This is a genomic window from Sulfuricurvum sp. PD_MW2, from assembly GCF_002633015.1.
Taxonomy (GTDB): domain Bacteria; phylum Campylobacterota; class Campylobacteria; order Campylobacterales; family Sulfurimonadaceae; genus Sulfuricurvum.
The window spans coordinates 1-16,147 of record NZ_NSIU01000018.1 but is presented as its reverse complement, the minus strand read 5'-3'; the positions used below and the strand labels follow the sequence as shown (position 1 = coordinate 16,147).

17 protein-coding genes are annotated in these 16,147 nt (G+C 41.5%); 11 read left to right on the top strand and 6 right to left on the bottom strand.

What is annotated here, in order from left to right:
* Window positions 1-291, top strand: coding sequence for a J domain-containing protein (locus tag CJD30_RS08570; RefSeq protein ID WP_294918349.1), 291 nt, complete (start codon window positions 1-3; stop codon window positions 289-291).
* On the opposite strand, the gene CJD30_RS08565 is transcribed toward CJD30_RS08570, so the two are convergent.
* The 6 genes from CJD30_RS08565 to CJD30_RS08540 form a co-directional block, all read right to left on the bottom strand.
* Window positions 288-1,040 carry an ABC transporter ATP-binding protein gene (locus CJD30_RS08565; protein ID WP_294918347.1) on the bottom strand — a complete coding sequence of 251 codons (753 nt, stop codon included), beginning with the start codon at window positions 1,038-1,040 and terminating at the stop codon, window positions 288-290. The two genes, CJD30_RS08570 and CJD30_RS08565, sit on opposite strands and share 4 nt — an antisense overlap.
* Window positions 1,037-1,516: a DUF4149 domain-containing protein gene (locus CJD30_RS08560; RefSeq protein ID WP_294918345.1), complete on the bottom strand. Its 480-nt coding sequence runs from the start codon at window positions 1,514-1,516 to the stop codon at window positions 1,037-1,039. The genes CJD30_RS08565 and CJD30_RS08560 overlap by 4 nt, the downstream gene beginning before the upstream one ends.
* The gene (gene prmC, locus CJD30_RS08555) at window positions 1,509-2,342 is read right to left on the bottom strand and encodes a peptide chain release factor N(5)-glutamine methyltransferase (RefSeq protein ID WP_294918343.1); all 834 of its coding nucleotides are present in this window, start codon (window positions 2,340-2,342) and stop codon (window positions 1,509-1,511) included. Before prmC ends, CJD30_RS08560 begins: the two co-directional genes overlap by 8 nt.
* A complete protein-coding gene (locus tag CJD30_RS08550) occupies window positions 2,327-3,574 on the bottom strand; it encodes a M48 family metallopeptidase (protein ID WP_294918341.1) in 1,248 nt (415 codons plus the stop codon). Before CJD30_RS08550 ends, prmC begins: the two co-directional genes overlap by 16 nt.
* A 34-nt stretch (window positions 3,575-3,608) precedes the next feature.
* Window positions 3,609-3,806, bottom strand: a complete 198-nt coding sequence (locus CJD30_RS08545) for a hypothetical protein (protein WP_294918340.1) — start codon at window positions 3,804-3,806, stop codon at window positions 3,609-3,611.
* Between the two features lie 115 nt (window positions 3,807-3,921).
* Entirely contained in the window at window positions 3,922-5,931 is a 2,010-nt protein-coding gene (locus CJD30_RS08540; RefSeq protein ID WP_294918338.1) for a TonB-dependent receptor, read from the bottom strand.
* A gap of 94 nt (window positions 5,932-6,025) precedes the next feature.
* Between CJD30_RS08540 and CJD30_RS08535 the strand changes: the two genes are divergently transcribed.
* From CJD30_RS08535 to CJD30_RS08490, 10 genes are all read left to right on the top strand, one after another.
* Window positions 6,026-7,756, top strand: a complete 1,731-nt coding sequence (locus tag CJD30_RS08535) for a sensor histidine kinase (RefSeq protein ID WP_294918336.1) — start codon at window positions 6,026-6,028, stop codon at window positions 7,754-7,756.
* Window positions 7,757-7,822: 66 nt separating this feature from the next.
* Complete coding sequence (locus CJD30_RS08530) at window positions 7,823-8,542, top strand: response regulator transcription factor (protein WP_294918334.1); 720 nt, start codon at window positions 7,823-7,825, stop codon at window positions 8,540-8,542.
* 112 nt (window positions 8,543-8,654) lie between these two features.
* Window positions 8,655-9,035: a PAS domain-containing protein gene (locus CJD30_RS08525; RefSeq protein ID WP_294918332.1), complete on the top strand. Its 381-nt coding sequence runs from the start codon at window positions 8,655-8,657 to the stop codon at window positions 9,033-9,035.
* Between the two features lie 12 nt (window positions 9,036-9,047).
* On the top strand, window positions 9,048-10,157 hold the full coding sequence (locus CJD30_RS08520) for a methyl-accepting chemotaxis protein (protein ID WP_294918330.1): 1,110 nt from the start codon (window positions 9,048-9,050) through the stop codon (window positions 10,155-10,157).
* Between the two features lie 362 nt (window positions 10,158-10,519).
* Window positions 10,520-11,734 carry a TolC family protein gene (locus tag CJD30_RS08515; RefSeq protein ID WP_294918329.1) on the top strand — a complete coding sequence of 405 codons (1,215 nt, stop codon included), beginning with the start codon at window positions 10,520-10,522 and terminating at the stop codon, window positions 11,732-11,734.
* On the top strand, window positions 11,731-12,939 hold the full coding sequence (locus CJD30_RS08510) for an efflux RND transporter periplasmic adaptor subunit (RefSeq protein ID WP_294918327.1): 1,209 nt from the start codon (window positions 11,731-11,733) through the stop codon (window positions 12,937-12,939). The genes CJD30_RS08515 and CJD30_RS08510 overlap by 4 nt, the downstream gene beginning before the upstream one ends.
* Window positions 12,940-12,941: 2 nt before the next feature.
* Entirely contained in the window at window positions 12,942-13,628 is a 687-nt protein-coding gene (locus CJD30_RS08505) for an ABC transporter ATP-binding protein (RefSeq protein WP_294918325.1), read from the top strand.
* Window positions 13,625-14,836, top strand: coding sequence for an ABC transporter permease (locus tag CJD30_RS08500; protein WP_294918323.1), 1,212 nt, complete (start codon window positions 13,625-13,627; stop codon window positions 14,834-14,836). The genes CJD30_RS08505 and CJD30_RS08500 overlap by 4 nt, the downstream gene beginning before the upstream one ends.
* 144 nt (window positions 14,837-14,980) lie before the next feature.
* Window positions 14,981-15,850, top strand: a complete 870-nt coding sequence (locus CJD30_RS08495; protein ID WP_294918321.1) for a serine hydrolase — start codon at window positions 14,981-14,983, stop codon at window positions 15,848-15,850.
* 1 nt (window position 15,851) lies between these two features.
* A partial coding sequence (locus CJD30_RS08490) for a hypothetical protein (protein WP_294918319.1) occupies window positions 15,852-16,147 on the top strand: 296 nt, incomplete at its 3' end.

Here is a 16,147-nt window from a genome sequence, read left to right as displayed (position 1 = left end):
ATGCTCTCCTCCGACGCGCTCATCAAGGCCAAAACGCTCCTTGGCCTGAGCGATAAAGCCACCCTCTCCGATATCAAAACACGCTATAAAAAAATGATGCAGCAATGGCATCCGGATAAGCACCCTGATGATGAAGCAACGGCACATGCCATGAGCACCCAGATCAATGAAGCATACGCCCTGCTTTTGGAATATTGTTCTCAATACGAATTTAATTTCGATGAAGAGTATTTGCGAGAAAAAACCCTCACTCCGCAAGAGTGGTGGACGAAGAAGTTCGGAGGGCGTTAGTGAAACGCAATCGGTCCGTTTGAGCGGGCGTGTATAAACTGCTGAACCACTTCATTGGTTGAATTTCGAAACGACTCTTTGTCCCCCGATTCAACGATTTTACCTTCAAACAGCATTGCGTAGTTATCACCCGCTTTAAAACTCTCCGCAATATCATGACTGATCAAAATAGAGGTCATTCCGATCTCATCACGCAATCGGCAAATCATTTGGGTAATAAAGTCACTCGTAACAGGATCCAATCCGGAGGTCGGTTCGTCGTATAAGATTACCTCCGGTTCCAGTGCAAGAGTACGGGCAAGACCTACCCGTTTGCGCATTCCGCCGCTCAATTCTTCCGGATACAGAGTTTTGACGATTTCCGGATCCAATCCTACCATTCGCAATTTTTCATCGATTTTATACTCGAGTTCTTTTGCCGTGAGTTTTTGGTGTTCATTCATTGGAAATGCCACGTTCTCTCGAATGTTCATACTATCAAACAGCGCTCCACTTTGAAAAAGAAATCCGATCTTTTTCCGTATCTCTCGTAGAGTTGCTTCATCCGCATTATCGATATTGGTTCCCTTGTAAGTAATCGTTCCGCTATCGGGTTTGAGCAACCCGACCATGTGTTTGATGATCGTTGATTTGCCGCCGCCGGATACGCCGAAAATGACCGTCGTTTTCCCCTGCTCAATCTCAAGATTTACTCCCCGTAAAATCTCACGTTTGCCAAAGCGTTTGGTGACATTTTCAAATCGAATCATTTTTTCACCGCCATCAGGTAAGCTCTACGACCAAAAAGAATCAGCAACATCACTAATAAAATTTTGAAATCGATCTCACTGGCTTTATGAAGCGCTTCAAACGAGTCATCGATTGCCAATTCTCCACGTGTTTGGTACTCTAAAATTTTTGGGGTATAAACCGCACTGAATAGCAACAATGTTCCGATCGAACCCAATGCACTCAGAATGGCAATTTTATCAATCTGCATCACTTTGTAACGAGCCACTTCATAAACGGCAATGACAACACTCATAAAATAAGCCCAATAGGTAAAGCGTCGAAAAATCTCGCCCATAATTTTCCCCTCTTCATAACGGGACAATAACGGAACAGAGAGATAGACTTCGGAATGAAATACGACCGCAGCAACAAATGCTCCTAATACAAAAACCGCGCCAGCGGTCATAGCAATCAATAAAAGATACGTGATATCGAAAATAACTTTTCTATGCATGTAAAGCCTTTAATACAAATCCCCGATCCAACGAGGCTAAATCTTTGTAAAATTCCAACGATTGTATCGAAAATGGTTTGAGATATTCCTGCACTTTGAAACGTTGATCGTACCCCATTTCACAGACAAACATCGGTATACGTCGTACAATCACTTCATCCAATAAACGGCGTATAATCTCATCTCCAATTTCACCCCCGAAAAGGGCATTTTGCGGCTCATACGAGAGATTGGATTCGAGCGGTGCATCATCGGCAATATAGGGTGGGTTGGAGACCAGCAGATCAATCGGCTCGGTTACACATGAGAGAAGATCACCTTCTCGCAGTTCAATCCGATGGGAGAGATTAAATTTCTCAATATTGCGCCGTGCAACCGCCAATGCTTTGGGAGAAATATCAACAGCGATAAAACGGGCTTTTGGCAGATGGGATGCCAGCATAATCGAGATAATTCCGCTCCCTACTCCTACTTCGACAATTGTTATTGCATCGTTAGGCGAAACACGTGCCAGTACTTCATCAATCAAATGTTCCGTCTCAGGTCTTGGGATCAATGCACCATCATCGATGTAAAACGTCTCACTGTAAAAACTGACCCGATTGGTCAAATACTCCAAAGGGACGTTAGCACACCGCTTTGCGATCCATTCACACAATGAGGGATCGTTTTCATCAATGAGATCATCTTGATGGGTGATGAAATAGAGCTGATCTTTTTGAAGATACGCCATCAATAGTAACTCTGCTTCGCGACGAGGAAATTCAACGATTCCTACAAGAGATTGGGTAATCTCTTCGTGAAGCTCTTTTAATCGTTTGGACATGGATCAGCGTATCCCTCATCTGAGGTATTGAGATGAATATCGTATCCCAATGCCCGAAGCCGATCAACAACCGGCGGATGGGTCGTGTGGAAAAAACGGTATAGCGGATGAGAGAGAGGGAAACTTTTGTTCTCACTCACCAGTTTTTTGAGGGCATTGACCAAATGTTCCGCACCCCCCAATTCTGATCCGGTACGATCCGCTTCGTATTCGTTGTGGCGGCTCATCATCCCAAATAACGGCATAATAAAAAAGCTTACAACCGGAAGCAACAGAATAAAGAGCATCATAATGACCTGCGGACTTTGCGAAACACCTAGTTCCATATACAGGGTTTCGGGAAGGTTGCCAAAAAGGGCAAACATTCCAAAGAGCATCGCCCCTACCATCGCGATATTTTTGTACAAATCACCGTGTGCAAAATGCCCGAGTTCATGCCCTAATACCGCTATAAGCTCGGCAGGAGTCAGTTTTTGGATCAACGTATCAAATAAAACCACCCGTTTTGTTTTTCCGATTCCACCGAAATAGGCATTCAATCTGGCATCCCGTTTGCTTGCATCACTCACGAATATTCCGCTGCTCACGAATCCTGTTTTTGCCATGAGTTCTTCGATTTTTTCACGTAATTCACCGTTTTCCAGCGGTGTCACTTTGTCGAAAAACAAGGCACGTATCGTCGGAAAAAACATATTGATCGCAATCACCACGCTCATGATAAATGCAAAACTCCATAACCACCACATCTGATTGGAACCGATAATCGATGCGACCGCCCATACTACCAATGAGCCGAAAACGAGGCTTAATACCATGCTAATCAGGGTATCTTTGATAAATTGTCCGATACTTGAACGGTTGAATCCGTACTTTTGATCGATTTTAAACTTTGAAATCCATCCAAAAGGCAAGGTTAAAAGGGTATTGATCAGTATCAGTCCCATAACCGCACCGATCGTTTGAACCATAGGCGATTGCGACAGAAATGCGGCATCCAACCATGCCATCATACCGCCGATCCAGACGAGGAAAAGGAGATACTCAACAAACGCTTCGGCCATAGAGAGTTTCTCTTTGGCTACGGCATACCCAGCTGCATCGAGGTATTCACGCTCACCCATCAAAACAGCACCTTTGCGCTTGATTTGATTGATGTAGCCGATTTGCATGACACTCACATAGAGTCGTACAAAAATATAAAACGTATAGACGGTGATAATCGAAGTTAGCATAAAATTCCTTGGATTGAAAAGGGGAATTTTACCATTATTTTACGGGTACTTTGCCAATCGCTTCTTGTACGGAGATTGAATCATTCACGCCGCCATAATAACTCTTGACAACGACAAATATAATTCCGATCAGGAGCCCAATCAAAATGACACTCCATACAACGCGCTTTTTTGACCCTTTAAGGGTATCATAATCGTCAAGCGATTCAAGTGTAGGTTCATTGTCTTTCATACGATGCCTCCAATGTAGATTGAGAAGAATACTAACCATCTTAACCTACAATCGGTTAACGAATTCTCCCTATAATGACGGATTAAGTTTAGATATAGCTTTATTTATTCGTCAATTACCAGCGACCATCCAATGTAACCAAAAAGTGGAATCGAGAATTTTCATCAGAAACTTGGGTGTGCCCATACCCTTTGGTTGTCGTTACGATTGATTCTTGGGTGATATTTTTGAGGTTCAATCCCATTTTAAAGGTCTGATTCAACCGTTTGGTGGCATAAAGGTCAAGCGTTCCATGACCGTCTTGCGTTTCCATAATTCCATTCTCATCGATCGGATCGTCATAACCGCTGACATACCGATATGCAGCTCCGTAGGTCAAACGATACTCTTTGAGGGTGTGGTCAACTCCTATGTTATAAAGATAATCACTTGTCCCTTTAATCTTTCGTTCCACTCCATTGCTCACCAACGATGTATCTTGCAACGTTGCATTAGCAAAAACTCCCAATCCCGAAACATACGAATCAAGTGATTTTTTGAGTTCCAATTCTAGACTCCACAATTTCCCCTCACCCGAATTGTAAGGGCGTTGGATATATCGTCCGGCTTGGAACGTTGTCATTTTTTCGATCTTATCGCTGATATTGCGATAAAAACCTCCGACACTCACAATCCCTTTATCCTCAAAAAAGTGCTCATAGCGCAATTCATAGCTAAGAGCCCTTTCTTCTTTGAGATTCGGATTTCCGATGACATCCGGATGAGAAAAATCATTTTGATCCAACGAGCTATCCAGTGAGGATGAGAGTTCATCCAACCGTGGCAATCGAACCGTTTTCGCGATACTGGCACGGAGGTTGTCATTCTCACTCAGCTTATAAAGAGCATGAAGTGAGGGAGCAACATAGCCGATTGCAGCGCTTTGGTCAAATTGCCGTACGGAACGTTCAAAGCGAATTCCAGGGGTAATAACTGTTTTTTCCCCAATGTTCACCTCATCTTGAATATACCATGCCCCTTTATTTTCACGAAGGCGCTGATGATCGTCGCTACTTTGAACACCATTAACATAGTTCGTTACGTCATCGCTTTGATGCAATTGTTTGAGATCCACACCTGTTTTGATAAAATGTTCATTCAACGCTAACGAATAGCTCCCTTCAACGCCAAGTACCCGTAATGCACTTTCGTCTTTTTGTTCACGGTAGGTTGAACCGTTATTGCTGCGCGTCAAACCATCCGAATCGTTTTGATGATATTTTAGTTTCCACTCTAACAATTCCGTTCCGGAGAGGTTATGACTCCCTGAAAACTTGGTCCATAGCATAAGCGCATCTCCCTCATCTTGCTGGGATATCGTTTCATTCACACCGCTGTATCGATTTTTGAGACTCTCTTTCGTGTAGTCACTCCGATTGATTGCACCGTCAAACATATACTTATCTTTGGATGTAGGGGTAAAAATCAGCTTTGTATTCAATCCCAATGAGCGAAATCGTGCCGATGTATTGGTATTTTCACTGTACGTATCGGTTTGTGCCGATGAAGTATCCTCTTGGTTGTTATCCGATACCGTGGTATTAAAAAGATACGCTAGTTTGCCGTTTTTTCCCTCATGCTGTGCGAACAAAGAACTCATCGGCTCACCGTTGTACAAACCACCTGTGAGTTTTGCAGTGGTTTTGGTAGATGAAGAGGGTTTTTTAAGCACAATATTGACAATACCTCCCATAGACTCAGCCGTATATTCAGCAGAACCATTACTCATCACTTCTACACGTTGAATCATATCCGGGCTGATCTGCTCAAGCGGATTTCCCCGTTTTGTCGATGTGACTTCCTCCCCGTCAATCAATACTTTCGTATAACCTTTTCCGGGAGAGCCTTTTTTCCCTTTTCCCTCATTAATCGTTACACCCGGAGTTCGTTTTAGCATCTCAAGCGCATTCATATCACCGTATTGAGTTAACTCTTCACCTTTGATGATACGCTTGGCGATAGAATTTTCTTTACGCTCCTCAACAACACTATAGTGTTCTTCAACCTCAATTTTGTCCAGTTGTAAGATCTCTTGTGCGCAAGCAAGTGACAACGTACAGGTAAGAAAAAGAAAAGAACGGTACACTAAATAATTCCTTATGAAAATTGGCGGTATTATACTCCGTTCATGAAACAATTAAATGTCCCCGGCAAAGGATTATTCCAAATACGATGTTTAGATGCTAAAAAATCCAAACTTTTCACTCAAAATAGGTGTTTTTCTCTCTATTATTATCATGGTGTGCGGTATGTGGCTCATCCATTACGACATACAATCACAAACACTGACTCTTCTTTCTCAACAAAACAAGATTAATCAATTTTATCTCGATGACTTTAAAAAAATACAATCTAATGTCATCAGGACACTAGCCGACAATGGGGAAATTCAAACGTATATCGATGACAACAATTCAGAAGCAATAAAATTGCTCTACCATTGTTTAAAGGCTGATTCACAAATTATGCAAATCAGACTAATAGGCTTAAACGGAGATGAACGGATCCGATTTGACCGTCGACGTGATGGAACGCTCTACAAAACGCCGATTAACGAACTCCAGAACAAATCAGATCGGCCCTATTTTAAACAGTTTGTCTCTCTTCCAAAAAACTCTGTCGGTTTTTCAGATTTTGACCTCAATATTGAGCATGGGAAAATCGATATTCCCTTTAACCCTACATTACGTCTTGGGATACCAGTTTATAAAGATGGGAAGAAACAAGCCCTTATTGTTATCAACTACTACATGCAAGAGTGGATTACACACCTGCTGCAATACAACCATTCCCATTTTTATCTTGTCGATAATGAAGGATATTTTTTGATTCATCCCGATCCGCAATGGGCATGGTCACGATATCAATCAGATAAAAAAAAGGCGCCGGATTTTTTTCATCAATCTCTAGAGTATTTCTCGCCGCTTCTAAATGAAGAATATCGTTGGGTAAATAGCAACACCATTGCATTTTCATTTGATCTTTACGGAAAAAAACTCTTGGCTTTGTATCAGCCTGAAGTATCACCCAATGAAATTCTGACCCGAAGACTTATCCAATTTGGCTCAATCATTTTAGTATCGCTTTTATTGATTGTAGCACCCATGGTCAGAATAATACGCTTGAATGCACGTCGTATCGAAGAAGAAAAAAATAAAAACGAGAGGATGGTTCTTCATCATTCAAGGCTGGATGCAATGGGTAATATGATTGCAGTTATTGAACACCAATGGAGACAACCTTTAAATTCTATCGGATTGATAATGCAAGATTTGGTATCAGCATTTCACCATCAAGAACTCACCAAAGAATATTTTGCTGAATCTCAAAAAAACGTTATGCATCAACTCCAATTCATGTCTCAGACACTTGATACATTCCGAGACTTTTTTTATACACAAAAAAATCAGCATGAATGCAATCTTCTTCATGTAGTCCATGAAATTAGTCAACTTTGCGACATGCAATTCAAAACATTAGGGATTATTTTAGAGATCCGATGTAAAAACAAAACGGGAGAAATGTATCCTGTAGATCAAGAAAAACATCCTGAAATATTTAATCTTTCTACTCATTCAACAGAGATAAAACATATTCTTCTCAATCTGATTTCAAATGCAAAAGAGGCGTTGAACCAATTACAAATTTCCCAATCCTCGAAACACATCATCATAACCCTGAGTGCTGAAAATAACATTTTATGTATTGATGTAACCGATTTCGCAGGGGGGATTGATCCCTCTATCGCTGATAAAATTTTTACCCCCTATTTCACAACAAAAAAATCGGGAACCGGATTAGGTCTTTATATTGCCAAAACACTCACAGAGTATTTCATGCAAGGTCAACTCTCCTACACAACCGATACAAAAGAAGGTTGGAGTACTTTTCATTTGATGATTCCGAAATAATTTACACCAATTATCTAGAGTTATTGCTATAATATTTTAATATAACGAAAAACAAGGTGAAACGGATTGGTCACAGAAGACAATAGTTATGAAGATTTAAAAAACTACTCCATTCTGATTATCGAAGATGATGCGACAGCATTGTCTTTTCTAGCAAACATTATGAGAAGATATTTTAAAAATGTTATCACGGCAACAAACGGAAACCAGGCCGGAGATATCGTTTTATCTCAACATGTCGATATCATCCTCACCGATATGCGGATGCCCTATCAAGACGGAGCCGATTTTGTTAAACAACTTCGAGATCTCGATCTCAATATCCCCGTAATTTTTATGTCTGCATACACAGATTCTGAAACACTGCTCAGAGTGATTCCGCTCAATATTGCGGATTATCTGATCAAACCCATCGAAATTGATAAAGTACTTGCTCTCGCTAAAAAATCGTTGGAAGGGAAAGCAGCAGCAACCAACAATAACCATGTTGAAAAAAATATAATTATACTCGTCAATGGGATCACCATTGATATGATGCATAAAGTTGTAAGCAAGGATAACGAAATGATTTTTTTAACCAAAAAAGAGTTTGAGCTACTTACGTTGTTTGTCAAAAACAAATATTCCGTTTTGAGTAAAACACAAATCGAATACGCCATATGGTACGATGAAATGACATCTGAAAGCAGTGTTAAGACCCTTATTAAAAAGCTTCGTTCAAAAATTGGTGAAGAAGCGATTATTACAGTCAAAAATATAGGTTATAAAATCAATATTCTTCCGTAAATCCCCTAAAATAACCAAAAAGTAACCTTATACCGTTATTATATATCTCAAATATATCAAAATAAATCCCCAATATACACTTATTGCAGTTTATTAAGATCATGGAGAACCGATGGAACATGTATTAAAAGATACTGATTTTTTAGTATCACAAACAGATTCAAAAGGGAAAATTCTTTTTGCGAACGAGGATTTTTGTAAGATTGCCGGTTATGCTCTCGAAGAGTTAATCGGGCAGCCTCATAGCATCGTTCGTCATCCCGATATGCCAAAAGCAGCTTTCAAAGATTTGTGGGACACCGTAAAAAGCGGGAAAGTATGGAAAGGGTATGTAAAAAATGCTACTAAAAGCGGCGGTTTTTACTGGGTATTTGCTACCGTTTATCCTAATATTGCCTGCGGAGACGGAGAAGGCGGTTATATGTCCTGCCGACGCAAAGCATCAACAGCTGAAATCCAAAAAGCGGAAACGCTCTACAAAACAATGCGATAAGGTGAAGATCCAATGAATAAAAATACAAAAATGATTATTTTATCGCTCTTAGGGGTTGTAGGACTAGTTTTGACAATTACCATGAATTCTCTATGGGTAAGTGCCGGGGTTGTCTTTCTACTCAGTATAACAGCAATAGGGATGAGTCTTTCGACTTCATCAGGGTCTGATGATTTAGATACGCATCTCCAAGAGTTTGAAGATTTACTGTTGTTTAAACGAAATCAACTTGAGCCTATCGCTGCTGAACCAAACACTACGGAAGACAAACTGAATCATCTTGCAAAAACATATGAATCTATTTTGGAACAAGATACCAAAGTTGCTGGAGAAATGGTATTGTTAGCCGATAAAGTGGGCCGTGGACATTTTATGTGCCGCGTTGCGAGCGATTCAAAAACACCGCATGTCCATCTTCTGCGAAAAACCATGAACCATATGCTCGATTCCACCGAAAAAAATCTCGATCAAGCGATTAAAGTGTTAGAGTCGTTGAGTGAAGGGAAATTTTCCGCTCGGGCACACATTACAGTCGAAGGAAAAATGGCTCAGGTATTAGAAAAAATCAATGCATTAGGCAGTGCGTTAGAATCGATGGAAGATCAAAACAATCAAGCCAAAGAGGTTCTAAATAATAATACAAAGCAACTAAAAGAGACCATTGAAGCACTTCGTGCAAATCAATTCGTAGAGCTCAATTCCATGATTAATACGACCGTCGATCGTATTCAAAATGTAGCAAACAAAGAGCATGAGCTATCCGGCAACCTTCAAACATTGGCAGGAAACGCACAAGAGACGAAACAAATTTTGACCACCATCGGTGATATCGCCGATCAAACCAATCTTTTGGCTCTCAATGCCGCGATCGAAGCGGCGCGTGCGGGGGAACACGGTCGGGGATTCGCGGTCGTTGCAGACGAAGTCCGTAAACTTGCAGAACGAACACAAAAAAGCTTGGCCGAAACATCCGCTACAATCAATATTTTGATTCAAGCCATTACCGATAACAGTGAATCGCTCAATAAAAATATGGATGAAATGATGGATTTGACCCAATTTGTCGGCAGTGTAGACGATAAGATGGAAGAATTGCTTCGTACGATGGATCAATTAAGCTAAAAACCTCCAACAGCCCTAAATACATTAAAAAATGGGCTGTTTTTCATCTCATTAAACACTTTTTTTCTCTTTTTCTTTCACATTACATTCTAATTGTCAAAATTGCATTACAATAAGGGCATAAATAGTATCCAAAGGAAATTTAGATGAAAACACTTTGTAAACTCAAAAAAAATGAACTGAATACTCAGATCAAAAAAATAATCAAAATTGTCAAAAAACCGAAGTTTATCTGTGAAAAATGTGCCCGGGTTTCGAATGAAAAAAAATATTTGTGCGACCCCAAAAAAATCAAACTTTTTTCAAAAAACATTTAATTTCTGTTTACACTAAAATTACCTAAATTAGACTACAATCAAAGAATGAAACTCCTATATTATTTTCCGTTTTCTTTGTTTCTCGTTCTAGCTTCATCTGTAAATGGTGATGATCTCTCACTCCTCAGTGATACTAAAAAAAATATACTACACTACGAATACGAAAATATTGATGCCGAACATCAAAAACTTCGCAATGATTGGCTCTCTCCGATCAATCTGAACGGATCGTATTCAACCAATAAAAGTGCCCAAGGCGATTATCACAACACGCTCGGTTCCGTATCGGCGTCCCTTTCCCAAGACATTTTCCGATCCGGCGGAATCACCTATCAGATAGAGTACGCTGACGCAAAACAACAAACACGTAATATACAACTCAAACAAACCATCGCATCCCTCAACGGCCAAATATTCAATACGCTTCTCAATCTCAAAAAAAATAACTATCAGCTTGAGCAAAGCAATCTTCGTCTCAAAAACAAAGAAATAGAGATTTTTATCAAACATCAGCTCTATGATGCTGGAAAAGTCGATATCACCGAACTCAATAACGCACTGATGGGAAAAAGCAGCGAGCTCAAAACACGCTCATCGCTTCGCTATGTGATTGCACAAGAGCACCTGGAACTCTCAAAATACAGTGATCTCGATCCCGATACGCTCTCTCTTCCTACTTTCTCTTTGATTGAAAAAGACTCATATCTCAAAGATCAGTTTGATCTTGCGTACAATCGTGCTCAAAGCCAAACACTTGCACGGTTGTATGACGTAACAAAAACCAAATATCTCCCCTCTCTTGCGCTTAATACGACAGTGGGGTATCAAAACTATGACGCCCACGAACTTCCAACCGATTATAGAGGCAATTATTATACCGCTGGGCTCTCATTGAACATTCCGCTCAGTTACAACGCCTCATCAACGATTCAAGAATCGCGTTCAGCCTATCTCAAAGAAAATGCATCAACCGCTGACAAATCGCGTCAAATCGAAGCGATCTATAAACAATCGCTCGAATTGATTGCAAGCTATAATGATGTGATTGCTATCACTCATCAAAACCTCACTCTCTATAATGACTTGATCCAAGCTACCCAAGCAGGCGTCAATGCGGGAGTAAAAACCGGCTACGATCTCCAAACCCTCAAAAATACCAAATCAATCGAAGAGTTAGAGATTAAAATCAATGAAATCAACATCCAAATCGAATTAGCCAAACTCCATTTTTCTCTCAATACTTCCAAGGACATCCGATGAACAGCGAATCTATCAAACAAACATTAGGGCTTAATTCCCCCTCATCCTCACCCATGAAAAAATATCTCCCCCTTTTTTTTATCTTGTTAGCGATCTTAACGGGAGGATGGTTTTGGATCAATCACACTAAAAAAGAGACCATACACTATATCACTGCCCCAGTAGAGAGAAAAGATCTCACAACTGCCGTCTCAGCGACGGGAAACCTCGAACCGACAAACACTATCGATGTCGGAATTGAGGTATCGGGGACGATTAGCGACGTTCTTGTTGATTATAACGATCGTGTCAAAGTGGGTCAAATCATGGCGAGAATCGATACAACACGACTATCGTCGAATGTAACAAGTGCTGAAGCGGCTTTGAAACGTTCTCAAGCAAATGTTTCCGTTGCAAAAGCATCACTGGCAAATGCTCAAAATGAGTGGGAGCGTGTTCACAAGATGTATACGTCTACCGGAGGGAACTACCCTTCCAAACAAGCGGTGGACGAAGCGGATAATGCCCTCCTTTCGGCTAAAGCCTCCGTTGCAGCCACCATGGCACAAACACAACAATCGCAAGCCGAACTCGCTATCGGCAAAGATAACCTCCGAAAAGCGGTCGTTGTTTCACCGATTGATGGAATCGTATTGAACCGCAAAGTTGAACCCGGGCAAACCGTCGTTGCAGCAATGCAAACACCGGTGTTGTTTACGATGGCCAAAAATCTCAATACGATGAAAGTGATCGTCAGTGTCGATGAAGCGGACATTGGAGAAGTCAAAGAACACCAAAACGTTAGTTTTAGCGTTGATGCCTATCCCCATCAAACCTTTAAAGGGGTTATTACCCAACTTCGTTTGAATTCGAAAATACTCAACGGAGTCGTTACCTATGACGCCGTTGTGGAAGTTCCTAACGATGACTTGCGTCTGCGTCCGGGAATGACGGCTACCGCTCAAATTATTACGGGCATCTTGCATGATAAGCTAACAGTCCCTAATGCCGCGTTACGTTTTACTCCTCCAAAAGATAAAAATACCTCATCCCAAAAAGCCAAAGAAGGGATCAACACCGATGGCAAATCAGTATGGGTACTTCGTCAAAACAAACCCATCAAAATTGATGTTAGCGCCGGAAAAAGCGATGGAGTTTCAACCGCTATTGTCGCAACCGAGTTAAAGTCCAATGACAGTGTCATCATCGGAATCGACGAGAAGTGACTATGCAAAAGCCGATTATCACCTTTGAGGCAATTAGCAAATCCTACGGCACAGGCGAAGCAACAGCATATGCTCTGCGCGGGATCGATTTGTCGATTGAACACGGTGAATTTGTCGCTATCATGGGGCCAAGCGGATCGGGAAAATCAACCGCGATGAATATCATCGGATGTCTCGATACCCCTAGCGAGGGAACATACCTCTTTGAAGGGGTAAATGTAACAACCCTGGATCGAGATCAGAGGGCTTTACTACGGCGCAACTATATTGGATTCATTTTTCAAGGATTCAATCTGCTCGGTAAAACGTCAGCAGTCGAAAATGTAGAGCTTCCGCTACTTTATCGCGGAGTTGACGCATCAACACGTAGAATCAAGGCTCTTAGTGCACTCAAAAGTGTCGGATTGGAACACGTTGCTCATCACACTCCCGGAGAACTATCAGGAGGTCAACAACAGCGCGTTGCGATTGCACGTGCTATCGTTACCGATCCGTTGATTCTTGTTGCCGATGAACCGACCGGGAATCTCGATACTGCAAAAAGTATCGAAGTAATGGAGCTGTTACAATCGTTTAATCGTGACAAAGGGATTACCATCATAATGGTCACCCATGAGGATGATATGGCCTCATATGCGCAGCGTACGATCCGTTTTCGTGACGGACTCATCGATAAGGTACAAGCATGATATGGAATGCTTTTATTTTAGCCCTCAGAGAGATTCGGCGTAGTGCTTTACGCTCTATTCTGACGACACTCGGGATTGTGATCGGAGTTGCTTCAGTTATCGCTATGGTAATGCTCGGAGATGCTACCACCGCGTATGTGACCAATAGCATCTCAAAACTCGGCAGTAACATGCTCATCGTCCGCCCGGGGCAAGATCGACACGGACCCCAAGGGACCGATGCAACGGCTAAGCGCTTTACCCATAATGATATTGCTACTATTCGACGCGAAATAGGAGGATTAAAAGGGGTAGCACCCGTAGCCTCCAAAGGGATGCAGGCCGTCTATGGAAACCAAAACTACTCCACCTCGATCGACGGTAGTGACAACGATTACTTTAGTGTCAAAGATTGGGCATTTGAATCGGGAAGAATGTTTTCACCTGCTGAACTGCAAGGTGGAAAAGCCGTTTGTGTCATCGGAGAAACGATACGCAAAGAGCTCTTCGGTGATCAAGACCCCATCGGCGCTTCCATACGGTTAGGCAACTTTTCTTGTAAAGTGATCGGTCTGCTCCACCCTAAAGGGGCCTCTATGTTTGGAATGGATCAAGATGATATCATCGTTGTCCCCATCCGTATGTTCCAACGCCGTATCAGCGGTAATCAAGATATTTCAGTCATCATGCTCTCAACTAAAAATGCATCAAGCATCGAAAACATCAAATCTTCACTCACCGCTATGATGCGAGAGCGACGCCATATCCGCAGCGGAGATGAAGATGATTTTAATGTCCGCGATTTGCGAGAAGTAGTTCAGACTCTTACCTCCACGACAAAAATGCTCACCGTATTGTTAGGTGCCGTCGCTACGATCAGTCTCCTCGTCGGAGGGATCGGGATTATGAATATCATGCTTGTTTCTGTCACAGAACGTACCCGTGAAATCGGAATACGTCTCGCCATCGGGGCATTAGAGAGAGAAGTACTTTTACAGTTTTTGGTCGAAGCGATTGTCCTCTCTTCGCTTGGAGGCGTCATCGGGGTCATTTTGGGAATCGGCTTTGGGATAGGAATCAGTGTATTCTTTGACCTGCCGCTGATTTTTAACACGATGATTGTATTGGTCGCCTTTTTATTCTCTACCCTTGTAGGAATCGTATTCGGCTATTTTCCGGCGCGGAAAGCAGCACGTCTTAATCCGATCGATGCACTGCGATACGAATGATTATGCAACATATCATATCGATATACGTTCCATTTTTCTACATTTTAAACAAAAATATGGAAAAATAACAATTTTAGTGTTGAGTGTTTACATTTTTTCGTAATCATAAAAAAATCCTATCCTTTTATAAAGTAATATAGCCTAATGATATATCGATACCTAATTGTCTTAACCTTTTTTCTTTCTTTGTCCGTACATGCCCAAGTCGACAAAGAGAAACTCGATAAACTCAATGTCGAAGCACTCTTGGTCAAAGAGCTGACAACGAGTGAAATCATTTACGATAAAGAAGCCCTCAAAGAGGTTAAACCTGCCAGCCTCACTAAAATCATGACTGCAATTTTGGCAATTGAACAGGGAAATTTGGATCGCGGCGTTACCATTACCGCTGAAATGATCGGAGTTGAACCGACCAAAGCCGGTTACAAAGAGGGAGAGGTGATCCGTCTTGATGATTTGATTAAAGCCGCCATGATTAAATCCGATAATGACGCAGCAATGGCTATTGCTATCGCTATCGGGGGGGATTTGAAAACATTTGTTGAAATGATGAATCTCAAAGCTCAACAAATCGGGATGGAAAATACCCTTTTTACCAATCCGTGCGGTTTTGATATCGGAATGCATCATTCTACCCCACTCGATCTTCTCCATCTGGCCGAATACGCCATCCAAAACCCTCTATTCAACGACATAACTCGACAAAATGAACATACCTATTATTCACTCAATACCAATCGAAAATTCATCGCTAAAACACACAACCATCTTTTAGGAAAATACGAATATGCCGTAGGGGTTAAAACAGGATACACCTCTAAAGCGGGACCATGTTTCATTGCGCGTGCAAAAAAAGACGGGAATGACTGTCTTATCGTTATGCTCAATTCCAAAGAAAACCGATGGAATACAGCCCAACAGATTTTTGAGCAAGTGTTTGTAGAACCTCAAAGCATCGAAGATACATTTGTAGCGCAACGTGAAGCTACATCTGATGAAAAAATGCAGCTTTAGTATGCATACGGAACCCTTAACCTTTCATATCGATCCGACTCCGACATTGCCGACACGTCAATGCAGATTACAAGCCCGAATCATCGGATATTCACTTAGCTATGGGAACTATTGTATTGGAGCACTGATATGGTGGAGTTATGATTGGTTCATGGCATTAGGCGCTCTTTTGTTAGGATTCATTCTTTTTGGCATTATTCGAAGCAAACTTCGTAATGATTCGATCCCCTTGGCACAGAGAGAAACTCCTTATAGTGACTATGCAATTGCAACATGGTATCTGTCCCGTCACCATTT